The 24300-nt window shown below is 59.6% G+C and carries 21 protein-coding genes and 1 pseudogene; 14 read left to right on the top strand and 8 right to left on the bottom strand.

Annotated elements, in window-relative coordinates; all coding sequences use genetic code 11:
• The first annotated feature begins 23 nt into the window (after positions 1-23).
• The gene (locus AC1DMK_RS22585) at positions 24-653 is read left to right on the top strand and encodes a pyridoxamine 5'-phosphate oxidase family protein (RefSeq protein WP_477862174.1); all 630 of its coding nucleotides are present in this window, start codon (positions 24-26) and stop codon (positions 651-653) included.
• Positions 654-746: 93 nt separating this feature from the next.
• Here the strand turns inward: AC1DMK_RS22585 and AC1DMK_RS22580 are convergent, their stop codons facing one another.
• Positions 747-3458 (bottom strand): ATP-binding protein, encoded by a 2712-nt coding sequence (locus tag AC1DMK_RS22580; protein WP_477862172.1) that lies wholly within the window; start codon positions 3456-3458, stop codon positions 747-749.
• 811 nt (positions 3459-4269) lie between these two features.
• On the opposite strand from AC1DMK_RS22580, the gene AC1DMK_RS22575 reads away from it, so the two are divergent.
• From AC1DMK_RS22575 to AC1DMK_RS22560, 4 genes and pseudogenes are all read left to right on the top strand, one after another.
• Positions 4270-4485 carry a tautomerase family protein gene (locus AC1DMK_RS22575; protein ID WP_477862170.1) on the top strand — a complete coding sequence of 72 codons (216 nt, stop codon included), beginning with the start codon at positions 4270-4272 and terminating at the stop codon, positions 4483-4485.
• Positions 4486-5313: 828 nt separating this feature from the next.
• A complete protein-coding gene (locus tag AC1DMK_RS22570) occupies positions 5314-6048 on the top strand; it encodes a phosphotransferase enzyme family protein (protein WP_477862168.1) in 735 nt (244 codons plus the stop codon).
• A gap of 451 nt (positions 6049-6499) precedes the next feature.
• Entirely contained in the window at positions 6500-6772 is a 273-nt protein-coding gene (locus tag AC1DMK_RS22565) for a hypothetical protein (RefSeq protein ID WP_341487399.1), read from the top strand.
• 255 nt (positions 6773-7027) lie between these two features.
• Positions 7028-7653, top strand: a pseudogene (locus AC1DMK_RS22560) (class I SAM-dependent methyltransferase).
• 196 nt (positions 7654-7849) lie between these two features.
• Here AC1DMK_RS22560 and AC1DMK_RS22555 read toward each other — a convergent pair.
• Positions 7850-8482 (bottom strand): tyrosine-type recombinase/integrase, encoded by a 633-nt coding sequence (locus AC1DMK_RS22555; RefSeq protein ID WP_477862165.1) that lies wholly within the window; start codon positions 8480-8482, stop codon positions 7850-7852.
• 386 nt (positions 8483-8868) lie between these two features.
• Here AC1DMK_RS22555 and AC1DMK_RS22550 point away from each other — a divergent pair, with 386 nt between their 5' ends.
• From AC1DMK_RS22550 to AC1DMK_RS22540, 3 genes are all read left to right on the top strand, one after another.
• Complete coding sequence (locus tag AC1DMK_RS22550) at positions 8869-10575, top strand: adenylate/guanylate cyclase domain-containing protein (RefSeq protein WP_477862163.1); 1707 nt, start codon at positions 8869-8871, stop codon at positions 10573-10575.
• A 352-nt stretch (positions 10576-10927) separates the two neighbouring features.
• Entirely contained in the window at positions 10928-12664 is a 1737-nt protein-coding gene (locus AC1DMK_RS22545; RefSeq protein WP_477862161.1) for an adenylate/guanylate cyclase domain-containing protein, read from the top strand.
• Between the two features lie 592 nt (positions 12665-13256).
• Entirely contained in the window at positions 13257-13994 is a 738-nt protein-coding gene (locus AC1DMK_RS22540; RefSeq protein WP_477862159.1) for an SDR family oxidoreductase, read from the top strand.
• Here the strand turns inward: AC1DMK_RS22540 and AC1DMK_RS22535 are convergent.
• Positions 13991-14923, bottom strand: coding sequence for a LysR family transcriptional regulator (locus AC1DMK_RS22535; RefSeq protein WP_477862157.1), 933 nt, complete (start codon positions 14921-14923; stop codon positions 13991-13993). The two genes, AC1DMK_RS22540 and AC1DMK_RS22535, sit on opposite strands and share 4 nt — an antisense overlap.
• A 197-nt stretch (positions 14924-15120) precedes the next feature.
• Positions 15121-16017, bottom strand: coding sequence for a DMT family transporter (locus AC1DMK_RS22530; protein WP_477862155.1), 897 nt, complete (start codon positions 16015-16017; stop codon positions 15121-15123).
• A 153-nt stretch (positions 16018-16170) separates the two neighbouring features.
• Here AC1DMK_RS22530 and AC1DMK_RS22525 point away from each other — a divergent pair, with 153 nt between their 5' ends.
• Positions 16171-17058, top strand: a complete 888-nt coding sequence (locus AC1DMK_RS22525; protein WP_037065328.1) for a LysR family transcriptional regulator — start codon at positions 16171-16173, stop codon at positions 17056-17058.
• Positions 17059-17439: 381 nt separating this feature from the next.
• On the opposite strand, the gene AC1DMK_RS22520 is transcribed toward AC1DMK_RS22525, so the two are convergent.
• Positions 17440-18072 (bottom strand): tyrosine-type recombinase/integrase, encoded by a 633-nt coding sequence (locus AC1DMK_RS22520; protein WP_477862152.1) that lies wholly within the window; start codon positions 18070-18072, stop codon positions 17440-17442.
• Positions 18073-18349: 277 nt separating this feature from the next.
• Positions 18350-19333 carry a LysR family transcriptional regulator gene (locus tag AC1DMK_RS22515; RefSeq protein ID WP_477862150.1) on the bottom strand — a complete coding sequence of 328 codons (984 nt, stop codon included), beginning with the start codon at positions 19331-19333 and terminating at the stop codon, positions 18350-18352.
• Positions 19334-19432: 99 nt separating this feature from the next.
• Between AC1DMK_RS22515 and AC1DMK_RS22510 the strand changes: the two genes are divergently transcribed.
• Together AC1DMK_RS22510 and AC1DMK_RS22505 are read left to right on the top strand one after the other, a co-directional pair.
• Complete coding sequence (locus tag AC1DMK_RS22510) at positions 19433-19882, top strand: cupin domain-containing protein (RefSeq protein WP_037065342.1); 450 nt, start codon at positions 19433-19435, stop codon at positions 19880-19882.
• 1 nt (position 19883) lies between these two features.
• Positions 19884-20195, top strand: a complete 312-nt coding sequence (locus tag AC1DMK_RS22505; RefSeq protein ID WP_477862148.1) for a hypothetical protein — start codon at positions 19884-19886, stop codon at positions 20193-20195.
• A 627-nt stretch (positions 20196-20822) separates the two neighbouring features.
• Here AC1DMK_RS22505 and AC1DMK_RS22500 read toward each other — a convergent pair.
• On the bottom strand, positions 20823-21800 hold the full coding sequence (locus tag AC1DMK_RS22500) for a helix-turn-helix domain-containing protein (protein WP_477862147.1): 978 nt from the start codon (positions 21798-21800) through the stop codon (positions 20823-20825).
• A 29-nt stretch (positions 21801-21829) separates the two neighbouring features.
• Between AC1DMK_RS22500 and AC1DMK_RS22495 the strand changes: the two genes are divergently transcribed.
• The 3 genes from AC1DMK_RS22495 to AC1DMK_RS22485 all read left to right on the top strand — a co-directional run bounded on the left by AC1DMK_RS22495 (position 21830) and on the right by AC1DMK_RS22485 (position 23974).
• A complete protein-coding gene (locus AC1DMK_RS22495; RefSeq protein WP_477862145.1) occupies positions 21830-22660 on the top strand; it encodes an N-acyl homoserine lactonase family protein in 831 nt (276 codons plus the stop codon).
• 90 nt (positions 22661-22750) lie between these two features.
• The gene (locus AC1DMK_RS22490; RefSeq protein ID WP_051974113.1) at positions 22751-23242 is read left to right on the top strand and encodes a recombinase family protein; all 492 of its coding nucleotides are present in this window, start codon (positions 22751-22753) and stop codon (positions 23240-23242) included.
• Between the two features lie 285 nt (positions 23243-23527).
• A complete protein-coding gene (locus AC1DMK_RS22485; protein WP_477862143.1) occupies positions 23528-23974 on the top strand; it encodes a hypothetical protein in 447 nt (148 codons plus the stop codon).
• Positions 23975-24102: 128 nt separating this feature from the next.
• On the opposite strand, the gene AC1DMK_RS22480 is transcribed toward AC1DMK_RS22485, so the two are convergent.
• Positions 24103-24300, bottom strand: a 198-nt coding sequence (locus AC1DMK_RS22480) for a hypothetical protein (protein ID WP_477862141.1), incomplete at its 5' end; no start/stop codon positions are given.

The following is a 24300-nucleotide window of genomic DNA, read 5'->3' as shown; positions in this document are numbered from 1 at the left end:
ACAACACAACAGCGAGACACGATATGGCTTATGGTTTCATGGATATCGCGCTCACTCCTGCAGTTCGCAGGGCGCAGGCGGAAATGGGAGCGGATCGTCTCTGGTCCGACTTCAAGGGGCACCGCGAATTCGACCGGTTCTCGGTGAGAGAAACCGCGTTCATTGCGGAGCGCGACAGCTTTTATATGGCCTCGGTTTCGGAAACAGGCTGGCCTTATGTCCAGCATCGCGGCGGGCCTCCGGGCTTTCTCAAGGTCCTCGACGATCGCACCCTCGCCTTCGTCGATTACCGCGGCAATCGCCAATATATCAGCACCGGCAATCTGGCAGAGAACGACCGGGCATGCTTGTTTCTGATCGACTATCCCACCCGCTCCCGCCTGAAGATCTATGCCCGTGCCGAGAAGCTGACACTCGACGCGGATCCGGTGCTCACAGCGAGAATCACTGACGGTGATTATGGCGCCAAGGCCGAACGCATTTTCAGACTGAAGCTCGAGGCGTTCGACTGGAACTGCCCGCAGCATATCGTGCCGCAGTACACGGAAGCCGAATTTCTGGCGGCCTCGCAGCACCTTCTGGACAAGGTCACCCTGCTCGAGCGAGAAAATGCGTCGCTGCGCGAGCGCCTCGACGCACGACGAAAGGATTGAGCGGCTTGAAACTGGCCGGCAGCAATCTTCGAAGCCAAGATTGGCGCGCTACTTCAAAAGTTTGGAGATAGTTCGGCGATCTGGAGCGCCAGGTCAACGTAAGCTCGTTGTAGCCATGGCAAGCTGGGTCCGCTTGGTCGCTGCGCCAGCACCCATGGCGCGCGCGCAGTCTGAAGACTTTTGCAAATAACTCAACGCCTTGTGTGGACGCGCATTGCCGGCTTCAATCAAGCCCGCGACGCGCCAGAGATCCGGATGCCACCAACGTTCCTCACGAATCCCGGTTTCCGTGAGCACGGCGCGCAGATTATTCTCCGCAAGTTGCATTTCGCCCGCGGCAATATAGGCCTCCGCCAACAGGCTGCGGTAGAAGGGGACGCGAGCACGCCAGCCTCCCCGGAGCAATCCGGTGATGCTGTCTTGCATCAAGGTGAAACCAGCACTGTCACCTCGAGTCGACTGGATAGCGCCCGCGAAAAACATGGCTGTTCCTTCGTAAATGCCGACGCTTTCACGTCGGCTGACTTCGGCCAGCTGCCGCTGAAGCTGCGAAGCAGTTTCCAGTTCGCCCTCCACGAAAGCGATCGGTAGGCCTGCCAGCGAGATCGCATTGCCCAGGGATATCATGTGATCGAGATCGGCGGCTCGATCGATGGCACGGGCGGCCAGACGGGAGGCCCGATCAGGGTCACCCTGTAACCAGGACAAAAATGCCTGCGACAGACGAATGCCAACCGGCAAATCGACCTGGAACCGAGACAGTCCATGACCATCTTCCAGGTCACCCCAATCCTCCATCAGTGCATCGAGATGGGCCGATGCCGAATTTAGCTGGCCTGCGTAGATCTCGATATGCGCCAACAGGCGCTTGCCGTCGGGCGCAGTCGCCCAGTCCAAACCCTTTGCCGCCGCAAAATCGTTCATATTGCGTAACGCCGTGCGCGGTCGACCGGAATAAGCAAGAAAAACGGCCTGTCCGCAGACCGAGCGTATTTGGAACTCGGCATCGCGCGATCCGCTCGCATGAAAGATGCTTTCGCGCCAAGCGTCGTCGGTTTGCGGGTGCATGTGGCGCGCCAGCGTCATGGCCCAGGCCCGCGCTGTGGAGAGCTTGGCTCGGCCCAGAGGCACGAGCCCTGATAGTGCCGCGCTGTTCGCGCTTGCAAGGTCGATGGCCGCCAGCATTTCCCTGAACGCCGAAAGTTCTTGCCACAGGGGCAATGCAGCGACCACCAGTTCGACGCCCAATTCAGCGTCGCCCGCAGGATCGAATGCCCAGCCGATCGCGGCACGGACATCGTCGATCTGCCTGCGATATTTCCGTAACCATTCGCGAGATGTCTGTGAGGACCATTCCCGTTCGGCGATCTGCAGCTTATCCCTTATCCGGATGGCAAATTGTCGCCTTGCTTTCTCCCTATATCGTGAACCAAAGAGACGCTGCGCAGCATAGGTGCCGGTGCTCTCGGCCAGCCTATAGTGCACAGTCCCGCCGTCGTATTCCGCGGAGACGAGCGATTTCGCCACAAGCTGCGACAGGGCATCGCGTCCTGTCATAGGCTCGAGAGCGCCGGCGGAATACATGCCCTCCACGTCGTCGGCGCTGAAACGGCCCGAAAACACCGAAAGCAGACCGAGCAAGACAGCCTCGCGGTCGGGAAGAAGCCGATAGCTCCAGTCGAGGGTGGCCTCCAGCGTCTGGTGGCGCAAGGGCGCATCCCTTGCTCCCCGACTCATCGAATCAAAGCCATCCTTGAAGAGATCATCGAGCGCCGAGGGCGCAAGGACACTGGCCGTGCCGGCGGCCAATTCGATAGCGAGTGCCAGGCCTTCCAACCGTGTGCAGATCGAGACGACATTCCGGACATATTCGTCAGTTGGTTTGGCAACGTCAGAGCCGTGCGCCTTGGTGATGAAGAGCTGGATCGCTGGAAACTGCAGCGCGTCGCTCGTGGAGAGCGCCGTCGTCTGGTCTGGATAAGCGAGCCCGGAGAGGAAATAGATCTGCTCGTGCCGCGTCCGCAGCGGCTCGCGGCTGGTCGCGAGGATACGGACGGCAGGAACCTCTGATGATATCCGCTCGACGATCGTCGCTGCCATCGCAATGACGTGCTCACAATTGTCGATGATCACAAGCAGCTTGCTGCCACGAAGGACGTCGATCACGCCTGCGATCGGATCGTCAAATCCAAGCGAGATGCCGAGAGCGGAGGCTATCGCGGGCACCACAAATCGGGGATCACTGAGCGTCGAGAGATCTACAAAGGCAATGGCTTCGCCTGCGCCGCAGCAATGCTGAGCAACTGTGACCGCAAGTGACGTTTTTCCGGCTCCGCCTGGCCCGACGATGGTGACAAAACCCGGTTGATCGAGCTGCTCGGAGATTTGCCGGATCGCGTCATCGCGGCCGAGGAGCTGCCGCACTTGCGGTGGAGCGGTATGATGACTCGTGATTGAAGCAATGTTGCGTGCTGCCGCCGGGCGATCGCTCTCCACCGCGGCGACGAACTTGTAGCCGCGGCCCGCGATCGTTGCGATGTAATCCGTGACAGGATCGAGTTCGGCCAGCGAGCGTCGAAGGTTGCCGACATTGACCTTCAAATTATGGTCATGAACAATGTAGTCCGGCCATACGTGCGCGAACAGGTCGGCTTTGCTGACTACCTCGCCAGCCCGCGCCACGAGCAGGGTCAGTATATCGAAACCTCGCCCGCCGAGCGCGACGGGCTGCCCGTTGTGCAGGAGGGCCTGGGCCTCTGGCAGCAACCGGAAATCGCCGAACTGGTAGGCGTTTTGCTTCGACAAGGCACGGGACCCGCCGTCGTTCGACACTTAGCCCTCACAAATCCATAAAAGCACGGAGACCTTACACCGCACCAACCCATTATCAGTAATCACGGGGTTTCTGCGCTCGATTCTTCGGCTAACATGCACGCTAAATCTTGCCAACCAAATTTATATGGAGAGATGGTCGCAAAATCGCATGGTGCTGGTCGGAGATGCTGGCTACAGCGTCTCTCCCGAGGGCGGCTAATTCTCGGAATTGGGGGGCGGCATCATTTCGGAATCAGGGGGCGACATGCCTCGGAATTTGCACGCAGGCCAACTTCGAGCTGGTCCATCGACCGGTGCCAAGCTTTACGTCCCAATGCAATGCCGCGTAGCGAATGCTCTGCAGCTCATTCAATGCGGAGCCGGTGTTCCGGCTTCGACAGCGTCCGCTCGGCGGCTTAAACACAAATAGCCCGCGAGGGGAAATCCCTGCGGGCTGTTTTATCGAATTTGCAAGTTTCGTTTGGTTGCGGGGGCCTGAGTCCACGGAGGCTTGTAAATTCCCAGCCGCAAGTCGGCCCTACGGCGGCAATTTCGGCTTTGAGGCCGATAGCCGACCGTCCGCTGCGAGGACACCCGACACAAAAAACGGACATTAGAGTTCTTGGCGCCAATGTCCGGTTTGGCCCCAAGCGGTCGCTTCTGTCTGCCAGCCGAGCGTCTGCTTGGGTGAAAGCGGACGTAAAGTAGCCGCTCAGTTGCGGTCTGGTTCGCGCCAACTGCGGTCATTGCAAGAGAGGCTCATAAGACAATAGAGTAGGTATTCAGCATGGGAGGTTAGCCGTTGCCATACGTCAAAGTTGAAATTGCGAAAGGAATCGCCAGCGTCGATCAGAAGCGTGCTGTCATTCGAAGGATGACTGAGGTTCTTGTCGAGGAGCTTGGCCGCGATCCTGAGTATGTCTTTGTCGTGATCGATGAGGTGGACACCGACAACTGGGGCAGGAAGGGCCTATCGCTGACCGACTTGTGGCAAAAGGCTAAGACGGACACACCTTAGAGAACGCAAGGCGCCATGGCTCAGAAGCGCCAGAAGCGCCAGAAGCGGTCGTTGGTGAGGCAACGGTGAAGTGGTATTGCTAAAATTCAAAAGAAGATCGGAAAACAATCGAAAGAACATTCTGCTTCTGTTTGCGCGGCCTCCACCCGTGATGGATTTATGGAGTTGGCATGGTTATCGACTACTGCAAGTCCGCTTTTGAAACGTTCGGGCATCTCCTGATACGCATCTATATGATTTTGATGGGCTATCTTGCGGGAGTAATCTCATTCGGATTGGCGCACGCGATAATCACAGTGCTCTTACGTGAAGACGGGGTTTCTCAATCCATCCAACTTCCTGGATCGACTGTGCCTTTAATCTTGTTGAGTTTGTATTATTTCTTTCGACCAGTTCTGTTGATTGTGAGTGTTGCCGAAATCTTAGGCTACCGCAGCCTCGCCTACTATGCAGGAACTTKGGCGCTTATGGGATACGCTGTAAGTTCCAACGCTAAACCGTTCCTGCCACCACTTCGTTACGATGTGCTTTTCGCCTACCAAGACACCATTTGGGCCTCGTGCGGGATTTTGGGAGGCATCGCTTACTGGGCAGTAGCGGGTCGGTTAGCGCGACCATTATTCCGGACAGCAAAGAGGAACGCGCAAAGCAACCCTCGCAGGGAAAAGCGTCAATACCTATACCGAAGACCGTAATGGTAGCAGATGGCCGCTCAGGGCCGGAAGGCGACAATGCCTTCGGCCGGAATGCGGCACTAGCGGACATTGTGGCGTCGCAAACTTTCTCTATTTCGTGCAGCAATGTCATAAAGGCCGTCGGGGATCGCCAGTGGGATGGGAAGCACTTGGGCAATGGGGTGAAGACGTAGTTCGCATCGAGCCGCTCACCGGTGGGTCTGCCAACGACGTGTGGAGTGTTCGCCTCCACGGGCAGATCGTCGTCGGTCGTCTCGGCTCCAGGTGCGACGCTGATCTCGCATGGGAAACCGAGCTTCTCCAATATCTTGACCGCGAAGGCATGACCGTTCCGGTGCCGATTCCGACGACTGACGGCCGACTGTTCGTGAACGGGCTGGTGGTAATGAAATACATGGAGGGCGGACCGCCCGAGACAGGGTCCGACTGGCGTCGCGTCGCCGGCACGCTGCGCGAGCTGCATCGGTTGACGCAGGGCTGGCCGCAGCGCCCGGGCTGGCGATCCTCGACCGACCTATTGCACACTGAGACCGGAACGAGGCTCAACCTTGCCGCGATGCCCCCTGAGGCTGTTATTCGATGTCGGGCAGCGTGGGCGCGGCTCGTCGGGCGTCAGACATGCGTTGTCCACGGCAACCCCGACAACCCTGGCAACGTCCGCATCCTCGCAGATCGGGTCGCGTTGATCGACTGGGATGAGTCTCGTGTCGACGTCCCAGACCTTGATCTCGTGCTGCCCGGCAACGCTGCCGATCTCGACGACGGCGCGTATGACATCGCCGCGCAAGCATCAGCCGCATGGGAAGCCGCCATTTGCTGGCAGGACAAGTATGCGGTCAGGCGGCTCGCCGAAGTTCGCGCGGTCTGAGCAGTTTCGGCGGACCGGCGGGCTGGAGCCATGCCAGGGCCTCTGGCGACTGCTTTGGGCCTAACATCGGAAATCCTAGCCTCTATCCGTGAACGGCAGCTTTGGCTCGATTCCAGCCGCTGATCGGAAACTGTCATTCGACTGCTGTTGGCGCAGAACGGCCATGCGCGTGGTGATCGCCGGACGGCGGCTTCCGCCCGCCACGCGGGCCTTTGCAGTTGTTGTCCGGCTGTTTGCGCATGTCACATGTCAATAGCCACAGCCGCGTGACCGCGATCCTGGTTCATTGAGGTCGAACCGTCCGCAAGAAACGCCCTATCCGAATCGTTCTTCCGCGCCCTTAACGAAATAATTGACAGTCCAACCAAAACGGCGCTCCGTGGTTCGACGGCGATGGATCTTGGCACTCTTGGTTGAGGCCGGCCTTCGCCGTTACGATGGGGAGGATGCAATGCCGACAGTCATTGGCCACCATAACATCACAAAGGGAACGAAGCACTGGCTCGACTCGCCGAAGCGCAAAGAGCTTTTTGGTCCGCTCGGCGTGACCAACATACGAACATTTGTAGATCCACAAAATCCGACTCGGGTGGCCGTTCTTATGGACGTTCCGGACATGGACGCCATGATGAAAGCTATGCAGAGCAAGGAAGCCGCGGATGCGATGGCCTTCGATGGAGTGGTGCCAGAGTCCTTGGTGATCCTGATCGAATCGGAAAGGTGATTGCTCCGCTGGCCAAGGTTAGCAGGCGATCAACGTCCGCTTCCGGGAAAAAGCACAGCGCTCCCTTACGACAAATATGAGGGCGCGTAGCCGCCCGGAAGCATTGACTCGGTCGGTGGTGTCTCTAATCGCATTTCTGCTAAAGCTGGGAAGCAAATCGCCCGCGATGTCACCAACTCCCGAAGTGTGAAGGGCGCAACGGGCTGATGCGCCTCTCGCTCATCAGGCCTCTTGTCTTGAAGGAGGAGCGCTAGGATGAGCACCGACCTGGATACCGTGCGGTCCTATGATACGGTCGCGGCGCAGTACGCTGCAGAGGCCGCGGCGATGCCCGAATGGGTCGCGACAGAGATCGATGCGTTCGTGACCGAGCTGAGCGGCTCGGGCAGGGTGCTGGAGATCGGAAGCGGTGGCGGGCGAGATGCACTTGAGCTTGAGAAGCGGGGAGTTAGCGTCCGGCGTACCGACATTTCAAAGGGTTTCGTCGAACTGCTTCGCGAAAGTGGCTTCGAAGCCGACCTGTTGGACCCGCTGACCGAAGACTTGGCCGACCCGCAGCGTCCCGGCACGCCGTACGACGGGATCTGGGCCTGTGCCTGCCTGATTCATGTCGCGCGCGAGGATTTCGGCACGGTGCTTGGAAAGCTTGCCGAGGCCACCCGGCCTGGTGGCGATTGCACGCCTCGGTCAGAGAGGGCGAAGGCGAGGATGTGTCCACACACGGCAGTGCTGCAGCGCCCCGGCGCTACGTCGAGACGTACTGGCGCGAGTCTGCCCTGCGGTCCGCACTCACAGACGCCGGCTGGATCGTCAGCGAGGTACGTCGGTGCGTCGGAAAGCCCCATGATCGGTGGCTGAGCGTTCGGGCGAGTCGGGCGTGACGCACACCGAACTTGCGGGAATGGCCGGTTGTGGGGCGACTATGAACTCGTGGTGGTCACCGCAATGTCAGCTTCCGGGCGAAGACAAAGATCCCCTCTGTGGGCCGACATGCGGGCGAATAGCCGCTCCCTCGCATTTGGACGATGGCGTTCGCGTATGTGCGAACGGCATCGCTCGGTGCGGTGCTGCAAGCTTTCAGATCTCTGTATGCTCGGCGAGTTCGAGAGCATCCTCGATATCCACACCGAGGTATCTAACCGTGTTCTCGATCTTGGTGTGTCCGAGCAGGATCTGGATTGCGCGAAGATTGCCCGTCGCCTTGTAAATCATCGCTGCCTTCGTTCGTCGGAGCGAGTGCGTGCCGTAATCTTCGCCGCGCAGTCCAATCGCAGTGACCCACTCATCGAGCAATCTGGCGTATTGGCGAGTGCTAAGATGATCAGCATGATCGACCCCAGTGGGAAAGGCGAAGTCATCGATGGTGCCGCCTCTTCGTTCAAGCCACGGGAGCAAACTTGCCCTGACGTCCGCCGTGATTTCGAACTGTACAGGACGTCCGGTTTTCTGCTGGATAACCATGGCGCGGGTTCGGATCTCCTGGCCCGTGACGAGGGTTCCGATCTTAATCTTAACAAGATCGCAGCCTCGTAGCTTGCTGTCGATTGCGAGGTCGAACAGCGCTCGATCTCGCATGCGCCCCTCTCTATCAAGGAAGAAACGAATTGCCCAAATCTGCCGCTGCTTGAGAGGCTTTTTTACACCGACCTTCCGGCCAGCGTTCCATGCCGGGCGCCCCAATGCAGCAGGATCATATTTTGCGATACCCATTAGAGTTCTCCTTCGGCCACCATTGGCCGCTGGAAGAACGCGCAAATTTTAGGTTCAATGGGGGCCGGAAGGAGACTGGCCGCATCTGGAGGGCGAGCCAGAAATGCAGACTTAGGCAGTTGCAGTTCGGGTTCACCCCGAAGCGCATTTCGCGGAACAGAACTCGGCGCTTCCGGCGAAGCCGCCGCTCGTCACCCATGGTATGACGGTCACGGACAGGACTGCTCGATAGGTTGCCAGGCGGAATAACAGCAACCAACCGTTGCCCAGGAGCGCCTATAGAGGTGCTTGTCAGTGTCGGGAATCGGATGTTACCTCTTGCCACTCGTTGACTCACCCGCGGTTGAACAGTAACTTGTGAACTCGGTCATTAGGCTTGTCCTCACATGACGGGTCAATCTCTCCAGCGTCGCCTTGCCGCCATCGTCGTTGCCGATATGGTGGGATATTCACGCCTGATGGAGGCAGATGAAGTCGCAACGCTGGCGAACCTCAGGGAACTCCGTTCTGGCGTTATCGAGCCGGCTGTGATGCGTCACAATGGTCGCATCTTCAAGGTCGCGGGCGACGGCTTCTTAATCGAATTCGGTAGCGCGGTGGAAGCGGTCGCAGCAGCGTTGGAAATGCAACGGGCCACCACTGCTGTTGAGGCTTCCGGAGACCGGCACCTGCTTTTACGTGTAGGTGTCAATCTGGGAGATGTCATTGACGACGGTTCAGACGTCCTCGGCGACGGGGTCAATGTCGCGGCGCGCCTCGAGACTCAGGCCGCGCCGGGAGGTATCTGCATTTCAGCCAGCGTTCACGGCGAGATCGTCGGCAAGATCGACGACCGTTTCTTTGATGCAGGCGAACGCTACCTGAAGAACCTGACTCGCCCGGTCCACGTGTGGCATTGGCCGGATGCGCTGCAGAGCATATTGCCGCTGCCCGAAATTCCCTCGATCGCTGTATTGCCGTTCACGAATATGAGTGGGGATGAAGTGGACGCGCCTTTCGTCGACGGCTTGACTGAAGACCTGATCACCGACCTTTCCCGTACGGCTGGCCTGTTCGTCATCGCGCGCAATTCCGTGTACGGCTACAAGGGCAAGCCGGTCGACGTACGGCTGGTCGCCCAGGAACTTGGCGTCCGCTACGTCCTGGAGGGGAGCGCCAGACGCGCAATGGGCCGTGTCCGCATCAATGCCCAATTGGTCGACGCGCTTGGCGGCCAGCACTTGTGGGCCGACCGGTTTGACAGGACGGTGGAAGATGTTTTCGAGTTACAGGATGAGGTTAACGCCAAGATTGTTGAAGCCCTCGTCGGCCGGCTGACCATCCCGACGCCACGCAATCGGCCGAAAAACTTTGAGGCGTACGATCTGTGTGTCCGCGCCCGCCTTCTGACGGAAGAGTCGCCGCAAACTGAGCGTGAGGCCTATATGCTGCTCCAACGCGCGGTTAAGCTCGAGCCATCATATGCCGAGGCGCTCGGTCTGCTCGCCTATAACCGTTGGCTTGCCTGGACTCATTTCGGCGAGCCCGAAGATCCCAACCGTCGGATGGCGACGACGTCCGCGCAGAATGCGGTCGACCTCGATCCCAACGATGCCGGCTGCCGTTACGTTCTGGGGACCATTTTGGCTTATGAGCGGCGATGGGAGGAATCGGAGGCCGCCTTCGCCAAGGCCCTGGAGCTGGACCCCAACCACGCCGACACCTGGGCCGCCATGTCGGACATTTCCGTGCTGGACGGCAGGGTTGCCGACGGACTGGCGCAGATCGAAAAAGCTCTGCGGCTCAATCCCTATCCAGCGTGCTGGTATCTTTGTCATCTTGGGCAGGCGCAATACGCCGCGCGTGACTATGAGGCGGCGAAAGCTACACTCCGCAGGGAAAACACGTATCGTACCAACTCGCGCAAATTCCTGGCTGCTACGCTTGCGCAGTTGGGCCACCATGAGGAGGCGCGGCGAGAAGCAGAATTGTTCCTGATCGCCCACCCTCATTTCACGATCGGCCATTGGCTCAGCTCCCAGCCGCTGCGCGATGCATCTGTACGTGACCACTTTGTGGATGGCTTCCGAAAGGCCGGCCTGCCGGAGATGTGACAGCGGGTGGGGACGATCACGACGCGTTCGAGGACATGAATGCGACAACGCTTACTCCGCTATCGGCGGCGTAAAGATGCCGTTACCTTGAAACTAGACAATGTCTGCTTTCCGGCAGGTGCAAGGCCTGCTTCAACGGCCGAAATGGAGGCGCAAAGCAGTCTGACCCGTTGCGACCCAATGCGGACCTTCTTCGAAGCAAGCCCAAGCGCAAGTCATGAGCCCAAAGGGACAATCGACTGGCGGGATCACCCCATGTAGCCTGCTGGCGGTCGAACCTCGAAGTCCCCGATAGACTTTTGAAATAGTCGTCATACAATCCGATCTCTGCGTTCTACGAAGGCAATACGAAATGTCCGAAGAACGGGCCCAGCGCCGTCTTGCCGCCATATTGGCTGCCGACGTGGTGGGCTACAGTCGACTTCTGGACCAGGACGAGCAAGGAACATTGGCCGCGTTAAGGGGGCGGCGAAAGGAGATCCTCGAACCACTGGTCCGCGACCGCCAAGGCCGTGTCGTAAAAGTGATGGGTGATGGCGTTCTCGTGGAGTTCGGAAGTGCTGTGAACGCTGTGTTATGCGCCGTCGAACTCCAGAAGCGGATGGCGGCCGCCAACGAGGGTATGCCTGCCGACCGGCAAATCAACCTTCATATCGGCATTAATCTGGGCGACGTCGTTGTCGAGGCCGGCGATCTGTTCGGCGATGGCGTCGTTGTCGCCGTGCGACTTCAGGCGATGGCCGGGGCAGGAGATATCTGTGTCTCCGGCGGCATCTACGACCAGGTCAAGCGGAAGCTTGATTGCGGCTTCGACGAACTTGGTCCGCAATCGATCAAGAACGTCGCCGAACCGGTGTCCGTCTACCGGATTCCGTTGTCGACCGCATCGGAAGATGGCGTGCCGGCGGACAAAGCGCCGCTGCCGCTCCCCACCAAGCCCTCCATCGCCGTCCTCCCATTTACGAACATGAGCAACGATCCGGAGCAGGAGGCATTTGTCGATGGCCTCACCGAAGACCTGATCACGGATCTGTCGAGAACCAGTGAGTTGTTCGTCATCGCCAGCAACTCGGCATTTGCCTACAAGGGCAGGCACATGGATGTGCGTCGCATCGCGCGCGAGCTAGGAGTGCGCCATCTTCTTGAAGGGAGTGCACGGCGGGCAGCGGGACGGGTGCGTATAAATGCCCAACTGATCGACGCGATCGCGGGTGACCATCTTTGGGCCGAACGATTCGACCGGAGCCTTGAAGATATCTTCGCTGTTCAGGACGAGGTGACCGGCAAAATTGTCGAAGCTTTGGTGGGCCGCCTGATCGCCGCGCCGGCGCGCAACAGACCAAGCAACCTGGAAGCCTATGACCTCTGTGTGCGCGCGCGGGCCCTTGGCCTGCAAACGGCGCACACCGCGAAAGAAGCCATTTTCCTGCTGAACCGGGCAATCGCGCTCGATCCGGAATACGCGGAGGCGCACCGTTGGCTGGCACTGAACCTCTGGCTGGGCTGGGAGTTCTGGGACGAACCGATGGATCCCAACCGCGCAAAAGCCCTTGCCGAAGCACAGCGCGCGGTCGAACTCGACCCGAACGATGCAGGGAATCGCTGGGTATTGGGCGTAATATTGGGCCACGAGAGCCGCTGGGCGGATTCGGATGCCGAATTCAACGCCGCCCACAAGCTGGACCCCAACCACGCCGACGCATGGGCGATGCAGGCTGAACTGACGACGGAAAACGGGCGGCCTGCGGAAGCCATTGAGCAGGTGCGGAAGGCGCTCCGGCTCAATCCTCACCCGCCCGGTTGGTATTACTGGATGTTGGGCCAGGCTCAATATTCCATCGGCGACTACAAATCAGCGGTCCAAACGCTGCGCAGGCCCGAAACTTATCGCACGACTTCACGACGCCTGCTGGCAGCGAGTCTGGCGCAGCTTGGCCGCTTGGAGGAGGCGCGCTGGGAGGCGAAAATGTTCATGATAAGCAACCCGCACTTCACCATCCGGCACTGGTCGGCATCGCAGCCTTTCCCGGCGGAAGACGTGCGCCAGCATATCGTGGCTGGCTATCGCCTAGCGGGGCTTCCGGAATGAACCGCGTTTGGCAAGTCTCCCGAAGCCCGAAGCCGTTCGCCTGTACTTCCGCTCCATGCTCGCGAGTCGTCCCAATCTACCTTGGCGAGTGGCCGCTCTCCACCCCAGATCGGATGTTGAGACGGCCCGAGCCCAACGTCTGCTTTCGGGGATTCGGCATAGCCGCCGGAACGGCTGACTAGAAGGCGCAAAGCGGAAATCATTTCCGAAAGGCTACTGAGCGATTGCGTAAACCGCGATAGTTGTGACAAACAGCGGTGATACGGCAATGCGGACCCTGTCGGGCTCATTGGAGCGGACCGGCCCAGTACACAATGTCAAAGCGGACGGTTCTGTATCGGAATGCGATGCGTGATCAACAGAGGCGCTGCCCTTGCAACACGCGATTAGCTCCAACGCTATGCGATCTCCCTCCGTACGGCGCCTGAGAACACGCCCCGGTTCGTTTCGACCTCGACCCGCTTGTCGTTCCCGGTTTTTCCGATTGAAACAATCGTACATTCCCGTTTCCTCCGCCACCTTCGGGCAAGTAAACCTTCGGCCAATCCGGCACGCCGCTATGCGCGCCTCCAACAGCGGAAGGGACAGAGCAATGGAAGCAAACAAACATCAGGAACATATACTCGTTGTCGGCGGCGGTTCCGGTATGGGTCTCGCCGTGGCCAACAGGCTACTGGAATGGGGAGCAACGGTGACGATTGCCGGTCGATCTTCCGAACGGCTCACGCTGGCTCGCGAGCGGCTTGGCGCTGATACGCCGCGACTCCACACTGTCGTCGCAGATGTCACGCGTGAGGCCGATGTAGAGCGACTGTTCGCATCGACGGGTGATCTCCATCATATTGTCTGGACCGCCGCCGACGTTGGTGGCGTCTACGTGCCTTTGGACGATATGGATATTTCGACGGCGCGCCGGGTGGTCGATTCGAAAGTGATCGCGCCGGTCATGCTCGCTAAGCATGGGTCTCGGCGCCTGATCCCCGGCGGCTCAATTACCCTAACCTCCGGTATCGCTGCCTACCGACCGGCGCCGAAGGGTTCTGTCGTCGCCGCTATCAACGGAGCACTTGAGTCTCTGGTTTACGCCCTCGCCGTCGAACTGGCACCACTGAGGGTCAATGCCGTCTCGCCGGGTTGGGTCGACACCCCTATTTGGGAGTCCTTTGCGGGCGCGGGCAAAACCGCCGCGTTGGAAGCTATGGCAAAGCGGTTGCTTGTCCAACGGATCGGACAGCCGGACGATATCGCACAAGCGATCGAAGCGGTGATTCGCAATACGTTCATGACCGGGACCGTTGTCCATGTCGACGGCGGGCAGCGTCTGGTCTAGCGCCCGAAACTTTCCCTGGCGACGGCGAGAAAGGCAGCCGTCGCCGGAGGTCGCGCGCGTCGGGCGCGCCAAATCATTGTGAGGGGCACTGTCGAGCTGGTGCCCGACCACGGAACGGCGACGACAAGATCGCGCGGGGGAACAAGGGCCGATGTCGGAACCATCGCGCATCCCAGCCCGGCCTCGACCAGCCCTTTTATCGAACCAATACTTGCGAACTCCCCGATGATCCTTGGGCTTTCCGGGAGCGTTGCTGCGAAGGCCTCATCGAACATCCTTCGATAGATGCATCCAGTCGGAGTGACGAGGAAAACGTCCCCGGCGAGGCTCTCCGGCCCGATCATTGCGTGCTTTGCCAGACGATGGCCGGCCGGCAGGACAATCATCAGCGCATCTTCCGCAACGGCCTCGCCTTGGATGTCTAAGGATTCCTTTGCCTCACCGAAAAGGAAGCCGATATCCAAGGCGCCGCTTTTCACCCCGCTGCGCAGACCGCCGCTGTCGGCGGTTTTCAGAGCGAGTTCCACCGCCGGGTAACGGCGGTGGAACTCCGCCAGCAGTTGCGGCAACCGGTTGGCACAAAGCGTTTCAAGGCCACCGATAACGAGACTTCCAGCCACCACGCTGCCAGCGTCGGCAATCGCTGAATGCGTTTCCTCGGCCAGCCTGAGCAGCTCCGCCGCGTAAGCGACCAGCCGCTCTCCGGCGGGCGTGAGCATCAGCTTTCTGCGGGACCGGTCGAAAAGCCGAGTGCCAAGGTCGGCTTCCAACGCCTGGATTTGCTCGGTTACGCTTGATTGAGAGAGATGAACGCGTTCGGCCGCGTGGGTGAAGTTGAGTGTGTCGGCGACAGCCGCGAATGTGGTGAGATGGCGAAGCTGAATGTTTGCCTCCAGTCGGGAAGAGCGAGAGTGTCTCCGATGTAGCATTGCTTATTACAAACTGCCACTTGTCGTAGATTTATCGCTCCGCTCCTCCGATCACTCGAATAGCAGACTGACCGCCTTTCGGAATTAAGGCGGGTTGTGTCGACGACCGGCATGAGGCGCGAAGCGGAAATCATTTCCGCTGTCGGCCCTAAGCGGACTACTTCCAATCCCGTGGTCAAAACCGAGTGCGGTATCGCTCAGCCGCGTGAGGTCATCCATACACCAACCAACGTCACCGCCAGTCCAGCGAACATCGCGACACTCAGGGGCTCTGAAAACAACATCCATGCCCACAGCATCGTCACGGGCGGGCTGAGATAGATAGCTGCGCTCACCTTGGCAACAGGGAACAGCCGCAGACTGGTGTAGTAGACGGCGTAGGCGAGGAACGTCGCGATCAGGACCAGCCAGATCATCCCGACTGCGAAATCACGGGTCATCGGTGGCGCAAGGCTGCCCTGCGTCAACGCACACAGGCCAAAGAGAACCGAACCCATCAGGGTCTGGATGCAAAGACTCTGATGGACAGGCATATGCGGCGTTTTGCGTCGCCTGTGCAGGACCGAGGCGACGGCGAATATCAGCATCGAACCGACGGTCAGCCCGTATGCCCAGACCGGGGCCGTGCCGAAACTGAGGCTGTCGAAGGACACGATCAAAACGCCGATGACGGCAATCGCGGTACCGAGCCATTGCCGTGGGGTCAGCCGTTCGCCGAGGACGGGCTGTGAAAGAGCAGCGATCGCCAGTGGCAACAGGTCGGCGATGAGCGCGACCAGCCCAGTGGGCACTTTCTGCTCGATAGCCAAGGCGAAGCCTCCCAGGTACAGGAACACCGCCATGATGCCAAATAGAGCCTGATCTCTGACCGCACGCATGGATATGCGCGGCCCGATAGCCAACGCGAAAGGCAGAAGGATCAGTCCCGAAAGCAGCGTCCGCCAGAACAGGAGAAGCATGACGCTCGCCTCCTGGTTTGCATACCGGATACCGACGAAGCCTGAACTCCATCCGATGATCAGGAGTGTGGCGAGCAATGGCCATAGCAGAGGGTTGCGGTTCGAGGTGGCGGAAGGAAGAGAGATGTCGGTCATCAAGCGCTCTGGTGCGAGGAATACGATCAACCAATAGGCAGATCGCACAAAACGCACACATGACAAATTTCGATGGCTTCATGACTTTTCGCAAATTGGCGTCATGGTTGGCGCAGTTCGTGATAAGTTCGTGAGATTGGAACGGAGATGGCCATGAACGAACTCAACAGTCGCCGCCTCGAGATCGACGCATTACGGGCGCTTTCCGCGATCCGCCAACATGGCGGCATTACCCGCGCGGCTATCGCTCTGGGCCTCTCGCAGTCCGCCGTAAGCCATAAGATCAAGAGACTGGAAATCAGTCTCGACTGCGAGCTGCTCGGCCGGAAGTCGGCGGGTCCGATGTTCACCGCTGCGGGAGAAGACCTGCTCGACTACGCCAGCCGTATCCTCGGATTGCACGACGAGGCTCTGCTCAGCCTATCGAAGACCCCGCTCGCGGGACGGCTTGCCCTTGGCCTCACCGAAGACACGACGTGTACCGACCTCGCGCGCATTCTGGGGCGGTTTCGGCGTCTGCATCCGAATGTCTCGGTCCGTACCAAGGTCCGTATGAGCCTTGTCCTACGCGCCATGCTCGAACGTGGCGAACTCGATGCCGCAATCGTCCAGGTCTTCAGCCACGAGGTACGCCCCGCCGATGTCGTCCTATACCGTGAAGACCTTCACTGGGTGAAGCATCCAGATTTGGCGCTCCCGCAGGACGGCCCGATTCCGTTTCTGTCGTTCGACGACGAGTGTTTCTACCGCCAGTGGGCGCTCGACATCGGCCAGGACGATGCGGTTCTCGAAACCGTCTTCGAGTGTTCAAGCGCCGCTGGTATTGTGTCCGCCGTTAACGCGACGATGGGTGTAGCGCTGCTGAGTGACCGCCATATCCGAGGCGAGATGCAGATAATGACCGACCGTCTGCCGCCGCCGCCATCCTTGGCCTATGTTGTGAGACGTGCACGTAAGTCGAGAAATCCGGCTCTCGACAGCTTAGTTCGAGAAATTGAGACGGACATTGGTCGCCAAGGAGGGTTGGCCCTCGCTGGCTGATAATGGTTATGTCCGCTTGTGGCGGATACTGTTGAAAAACTCCTCGCGGGAGGCTTCGGATTGCAAACGCTGAAATGAGGTTGCTCGAAGGCGTTGATTCTCCGACGCCACGCAATCCAATTCCACATCATGGCCGACAACGGAATTTCATTCCTAACACCGTCAACCGAGATCACACGTGCCACCCTTCTCAGGAGTTTTTCAACAATATCGGCGCGTTCCGGACGTGGCCACACTAGCGAAGCGGACGGACGGCTTTCAGGAACTTCAGCAGGTGGTATGACCGACCGAAATGACGGCGCATAGCCGACCGCTCAATTTGGAAACACGGAAACATCGCTCTGAGAGATGCGGCCCTGCCGCGTGCAGGGCCGCCCTTCGTCAAATCTCGATATGCTCCGCGAGTTCCAGCGCATCCTCGATGTCCACACCAAGGTACCTGACCGTGTTCTCAATCTTGGTATGTCCGAGCAGTATCTGGATTGCACGAAGATTGCCGGTCGCTTTGTAGATCATTGCGGCTTTCGTGCGTCGAAGCGAGTGCGTGCCGTAGTCTTCGCGTCTTGGCCCGATGGCAGTTACCCACTCATCTACCAACCGGGCATACTGACGAGTGCTAAGATGATGGGCATGATCGACTCGACTGGGAAAGGCGTAGTCGTCAACTGTTCCACCGCTCCGTTCAAGCCATGCAAGCAGGCTTGCCCTAACTTCGGTTGTGATCTCGAACTGTACTGGACGACCGGTCTTTTGCTGAACGACCATGGCGCGGGTTCGAATTTCTTGACCTGTGACGAGGGTTCCGATTTTGATCTTAACGAGATCGCAGCCCCGGAGCTTGCTGTCTATTGCGAGATCAAACAGCGCGCGATCTCTCATGCGCCCCTCCCGGTCCAGGAAGAAGCGGATCGCCCAAATCTGGCGCTGCTTTAACGGCCTCTTGACGCCAACCGTCCGGCCGGCGTTCCAAGCCGGTCGGCCCAATGCAGCAGGATCATATTGTGCAATACCCATCTGAGTTCTCCTTCGGCCTCCATTGCCTTCGAAAAAACGCGTGAGCGAAAGGATTCAGGGGGCCGAAGGCGGACCGTCCGGCTTCCAGGATGATAGGGCTAAAAAGCCGATCTTCACGTCCAGTATAGCGCGGACTGCTTTGCGCCAGCAGGAGACGTTTGCCCGACTGCGCCTGGAGTTCCGAAATAGCCGGAAACTGACGGTCGGTTTTCGGCTTCTAAGTATCGCGAGCAGCCGTTCAATAACGCCCGATACGGGACGCAAACCTGCCCTGCAATCAATCGATATTGCCAGGGCCTCCCAATACCGCGTTGCCGACGCCGGCCTGTTCAAGATCATCGAGTGGCGTGAGTATTTCGGAGACCTGATCGCGCAACCAGGCGTGTGCACGGGAGGCGGAATTGCGCCGGTGCCAAATCATTGCCAACAGCGTTGGCGGTAAAGCAAAGGGCAGCGGATGAATGGCAAGCCCCTCTGCGACGGCCACTTTGTGGGCCATCCGGCGCGGTACAATTCCGACGAGGTTTGTCGCCGCTACAGACCGCAAGACGGCCGTAAAGGTTGGCACCGACAGAACTACTTCGCGTTGCAGACCCAGTGCAGCAAGTGCGGCAGTTTCTCGATCGGGCGCCGACTCGATGACACGGAAGGCGGCGTGGCGCAGGCTGCAATACAGTTCGACGGGCATCGCCGCCGCTGGCGTAACATCGTGCTGGCGTAGAACCGGATGATCCTGCCGCGCAACAACAACGTAACTAGCATGAAAAATCGGTCGCCAATCGACCCAGGGCGAAAAATTGCCCGCAGGCAACAAAATCAGATCCAGCCTGGCTTCTCGTAGGTCGTCCATGGTCTGAAGATTGGGCGAGTCAGTATAGCGCAGCGAAATGCCGGGCGCCTGCTGTTCCAGGTTAGCCAGTAGGCCGGGAAGCATCATCTCGGTGAAAAAATCCGACGCTGCAATGCGGAAAGTCTGCACCGCACCCACTGGATCGAAGCTTGCCGGGTTCAAAAGACGGCTTGAATCCTCGAGCAGTTGCGTCAGCGGCAACACCAAACCAAGTGCGAATTCGGTGGGGCGCATTTGCTGGCCATCACGCACAAGCAGTGGATCGCCGAAGGCGGCGCGCAACCGCCCAAGGGCCGCTGACACCGCCGGCTGCGATAGGCCAACCCGCTCCCCGGCGCGCACGGTAGACCGTTCGCGCAACAAGGCATCAAGCACTTTCAACAGGTTGAGGTCGAACGCGGATAAATTCATGGGACCAATTCAGTCGATACAATCATTCAATTTATCACAAGTCCGGCGGTGCGTTACCTCGGGGCCCTTCCATCAACCAACCACAAAGGTCCCTGCATCATGAACACATACACCCAGCCACAGCAGTCTCATAGCTGGAACGGCACCACCTATCGCATCCTGTTGTCCTCCGCCGAAACTCAAGGCGCCATGTCCATCGTCCACGGCGTTGCCGGCCCGCTTGAAGGCCCGCCTTCGCACGTCCACGAGGCCGAGGACGAAACTTTCCTTGTGCTGGAAGGCGTCATTGATTTCGAACTTGAGGGCACTGTGTTTCGGCGCGGTCCGATGGAGACTGCGCATATCCCACGTGGCAAGCGTCATAGCTTCCGCACCGGTCCCGATGGCGCTGTTTGCATCGCCGTGCTGACGCCGGGTGGCTTTGAAGGCTTTTTCAAAGAAGTCGCCGCAGGCGGTTTTCAAATACCGCGTGACATCGCCGCTGTTGCCGAATGTGCGGCACGCTATGGCTCGCAGTTTACCGGCCCCGGGCTGGCGCAGAGAGGCTGATATGCGTGACATCGCCTTTATCTTTTTTCTCGCGGCGGTCGTGTGCGTCACGTCTGGCATGGGTTGGGGGATCCAGATGGCAATCAGCGAGGACCATTTGCTGGCGCCGGCCCATGCGCACCTCAACCTGGTGGGATGGACGACACTGGCGTTGTTTGGTCTGTACTACCGACTGACCCCCACAGCAGCGCAGGGGATTCTTCCCCGCGTTCACGCTGGACTTGCCATCCTCGGTGTCGCTCTCATGACCCCAGGTATTGCCATGGTCATCGTCGGAGGTTCGCCGCTCTGGCGAGCGCCGGCGCGATACTGACTTTGGCCTCGATGCTGCTGTTTCTGGTGACCGTTGCCCGCTACGGACTTGGTGCAGCGGCGTGACGACTGACCGCGGGCTTCGAAATGCCCGCGGTCAAAAAGGGCTTGGCTTAACATCCGGGCACTAAGCAGGTTCTTGTCCGAAAACCGTGGGACACTTTTCCAGAACTTGCTTGGAAGAAAAGCTGACCCAACGCCGCGAGAACTGCCCTCCGATTGCCAGAGGTCCTCTGGTGGCACCAACCCGCTCTCTCGCCAGTTCGCGCAAATGTCCGCTTTTCGGATGCGGCTAAAACTTTCAGCGTCCGACATGGGCGGCAAAACTGGCGTCTTTTGAGGCGAGCCTGAGTCTGCTTTGGGTCAAACCCGGTCATCATTCTGCCTGAGTCGAGTGTCTGCTTTCGGGAGGCGGCCGAGGGGACCGCAATGGCGGAAATGAGGGCGCATAGCTGCTTGTGACAAGAAGCACGACCCCGGAAGAACGCGGTAATGGTGTGACGGGAACGGTTTGCAAAAAATTGAACGGGAGGGATACGAGATCGAAGAGCTCATTATCCACGCTTGAGCGTCTTGGGGAGAATCTACGCTATCGCCTTGATGAGGTTCGAAACCATACACCTCGTTATCAGGAGCGGCGACCGCTCGGCGATTGGCCGAAGCTTTCCCTATAGCGCCGGGCGAAATGTGAGCGTGAGGCATAGCCGGCGGCCTCGGCAGCGGCAAAACTCGATGCGCCGGCGGCGAGCGCGGTTTGGCCGGCCCGCAGCCGCTCGGTTCGAAGGAGGCTGCGGAAGGTTGTGCCCTTCGCCGCAAGCCGACGGCGCAGCGTCGAGCCTCCTAGGCCGAGACGGGCGGCGACCCGCTCGACCGTCCAGTCCTCCGACGGCGCGCTACCGATTAGCCAGGCCACCTCCTCGGACAGGCTGGCCTCGAACAACGGACGGGCGGCGGGGATCGGTCGCAGAAGAGTCAGGACCTCCATCAGCCGCACCGCCTTGACCGCTTCGCCCAGCGCTTCGCTGGCGATCGCCGTCGCCGCATGAATTAGTGTATGTACGAGATCTAGATCGAGCGGCACGCTTAACTGCCTGTCGCGATCGCGAATGCTCGTCTTCTCGCCTCTCGTCAGCGGCGCCATGCCGGCTGGAAACGCCGGCACCTCCAGCAGTAGCGATTCATAGGAGGAGGTGGGGCCGTCAGGAATATTGACGACATCCATCGGCACGCGCGCGGGAAGGACGAAGACAGTGCCCGGTTCAAAGAAATGCGTCGTATCGCCGAGCCAGACTTCCTTGCGACCTCTCAGCATGATGCCGATGAGAGGCCACGGAAGCTCGATCGCTTTCAGACGCTCTCTGTCGAGAGAACAGTAGGAAAAGAGCTGGTGGCCGTGCGCATATCGCCCGGCCGTGCCGTCCGGCGCCATCATCGGCCGCAGGTTCTCCACGAGCGTGGATCGAAGATGGGCGTCGTCGCTGCTTTTGGAATGAATGTTCATGTCGAAACGATAACGCAGGACGTTCCAATAAAAAACCGCACAGGTGAGCGTTTCGGGCTCGAAATCGATCGAACCGGACCCTCCTCGGCGAACAGGATGCGTCAAAAGCGGTCTCCACGTCCAAGGAGACTGACATGAGCCCGATTGCAACAATCCTCTTTTCCGCCGCCGCCCTGACGGCATCCACCGCCCATTCCGCCGAAGTCGAACTCTGGCGGCTCGACTGCGGCGAGATCGAAGTCCGCGACCTCTCACTTTTTTCCGATACGTACAATCACGTCGGCGAAAAGCGGACGCTGACTGACAGCTGCTACGTGATCCGACATGACCGCGACTACATGCTCTGGGACGCCGGATTGCCGCTTGGTCTTCTCGGGGCAAAGCTCGATCCAAAAGCGGTCCTTGCTCCAACGCTTGCAAAGGACATTCCGACCCAGCTCGCAGAAATCGACGTTAAGCCCGAGCAGATCAGCCGCCTCGGCATCAGTCACAATCATTTCGACCATGTCGGCCAGGCCGCGACATTTCCGCAGGCAACATTGATGATCGGCGCTGCTGACTTTGCCCAGTTCAAGGCCGATCCCCTGCCCTTCGCCGTCGATCCGGCCTTCGTCAAGCCGTGGCTCGACGGCGGCTCAAAGGTTGACGCCATCTCGGGCGACCGCGACGTTTTCGGCGATGGCACGGTTACCATCCTTTCGACACCCGGCCACACGCCGGGCGAAACCAGCCTGTTGGTCCGCCTTGGCGAAACCGGACCGGTCCTGCTGTCCGGCGATGTTGCACATTTCGAGGAGCAGTTCGAGAGCCGGGGGGTGCCGGGGTTTAATTTCGACCGCGCTGAGACGCTGGCGTCGATGGAGCGGCTAATGGGAATTGCCAAGGCGCTTGATGCTACCCTTGTCGTGCAGCATGACGCCAAGGATATCGGCAAGCTTCCCGCCTTTCCGAAAAGTGCCAGGTAGCGACGTCCTGCAACCCGGCCGTCCGATTTTTCGGCCGGGGGCGCACCTGTGACCGCGGCCGCATCATCAGCCTGAACCCGGATCGATGTCGTGCTCTGCGTCACTGTCGACCGCCTGTCGCGCGATGTCGAGCATAGTTCGAAGATCCTCAAGGACCTGCGCTATCACGACGTCGATCTCTGGACCGTGCATGCCGGCACGCCGGTGACGGATATGGAGCTGTCGATCCGCGCAGTCCTCAGCCACGAGATGGTCGAGCAGATCCGATACCGCACCCGGGAGGGAATGAAGACCGCGGTGCGGAAAGGCAAGGCCTCGACCTGCCTCGCCTACGGCTACATGCTCTCACAGGCGCGCGACGCAAACGGCGACCGCATCAAGGGCCTGCGCGACATCGATCCCGTGAAGGCAGAGATCGTGCGCCGAATCTTCCAGATGTATTCCGACGGCATGTCGCCGGCCGATATCGCCGAGCTTCTTAACAAGGAAGGCATCCAGGGACCGCGCGGCCGTTACTGGCGCGACACCGCGATCCGCGGCCACCGCGACCGCGGCGCCGGCATTCTCAATAATGAGAGCTAAGTCGGCCGCATCGTCTGGAACCGCAGACAATACCGCAAGAACCCGCAGACCGAGCTGCGCAATGCGCGCGCCAATGACGCCGGCGAGTGGTCTGCGAAGAATTGCCGTCTATGCGCATCGTCAGCGACGAGCTCTGGGAACGGGTGAAGGCCCGACAGAAGGAAGTCGGCGAGCTCCATGCAGCTACCAGCAGCAACCGGCTGAATGCGACGCACCGCCCGGAATATCTGCTGAGCCGCCTCCTGGAGTGGCGCCGAGTGCGGCGGCCCCTATGCGATCTCGGGAATGGACCGCTATAGCTGTACCAACCATCGCAAGCGCCTGCCGATCGACGACCTTGGAGGCGCGCGCTGCAGTAACAGCAAGACCATTGCGCGTCAGGACGTGGAGGAAAGGGTGCTCGACTGCCTGCCGGCGGCCTTCTTTTCCATCGGCGCATTCGAAACGATGTCCGCCAACGTTATCGCCGAAGAGACATCCAGCCTGCGTCGTCCGGAAGCGGAATGGGAGCAGATCCGGCAGGAACTTAAAGAACTGGAACGCAGACAGAAAGCCATTATTCAACAGATCACCGACCGCGCCGCCGAAGGCCGGCCTCGCCTCTCCCTCCGACGACACGCTCGACCAACTGGAAGCGCGGCGGGAGGCATTGGCAAAGCAATTGTCTGCGAACGTCTCCAAGTTCGACATGGCGGCGAAGATCGCGGAGTTGAGGCAGCGCCACAATCCTGACGAGACCGAACTGAGGATGCGTCATTTCATGCTCATGGCGCGCGGGGCGACAATGAGGATGCCAAGCGGCAGTTGATGCCGATCGTCCGTCACCTGGTCCAGAAAGTCGTTGTCGGCAAGACACCCGGCTACCAGCCGGCGACCCTGCAGGTGCACGGGTTGAGCGCCAGCATCCTTACCCCAATCTGGCGAAGTATTATCACGAGGAGATCGCTGCTCTTCACGACCAGCTTGGCAACGAGGAGACGCGGGCACAGGCTGCCGACAAGCTCCGCACGCTGGTCAGCTGCATCGAGCTTGTTCCGGATGGTGAGGAACTGGTGATC

Source organism: Rhizobium sp. 05L419 (assembly GCF_056397845.1).
This window is presented reverse-complemented; position numbering and strand designations above follow the sequence as displayed.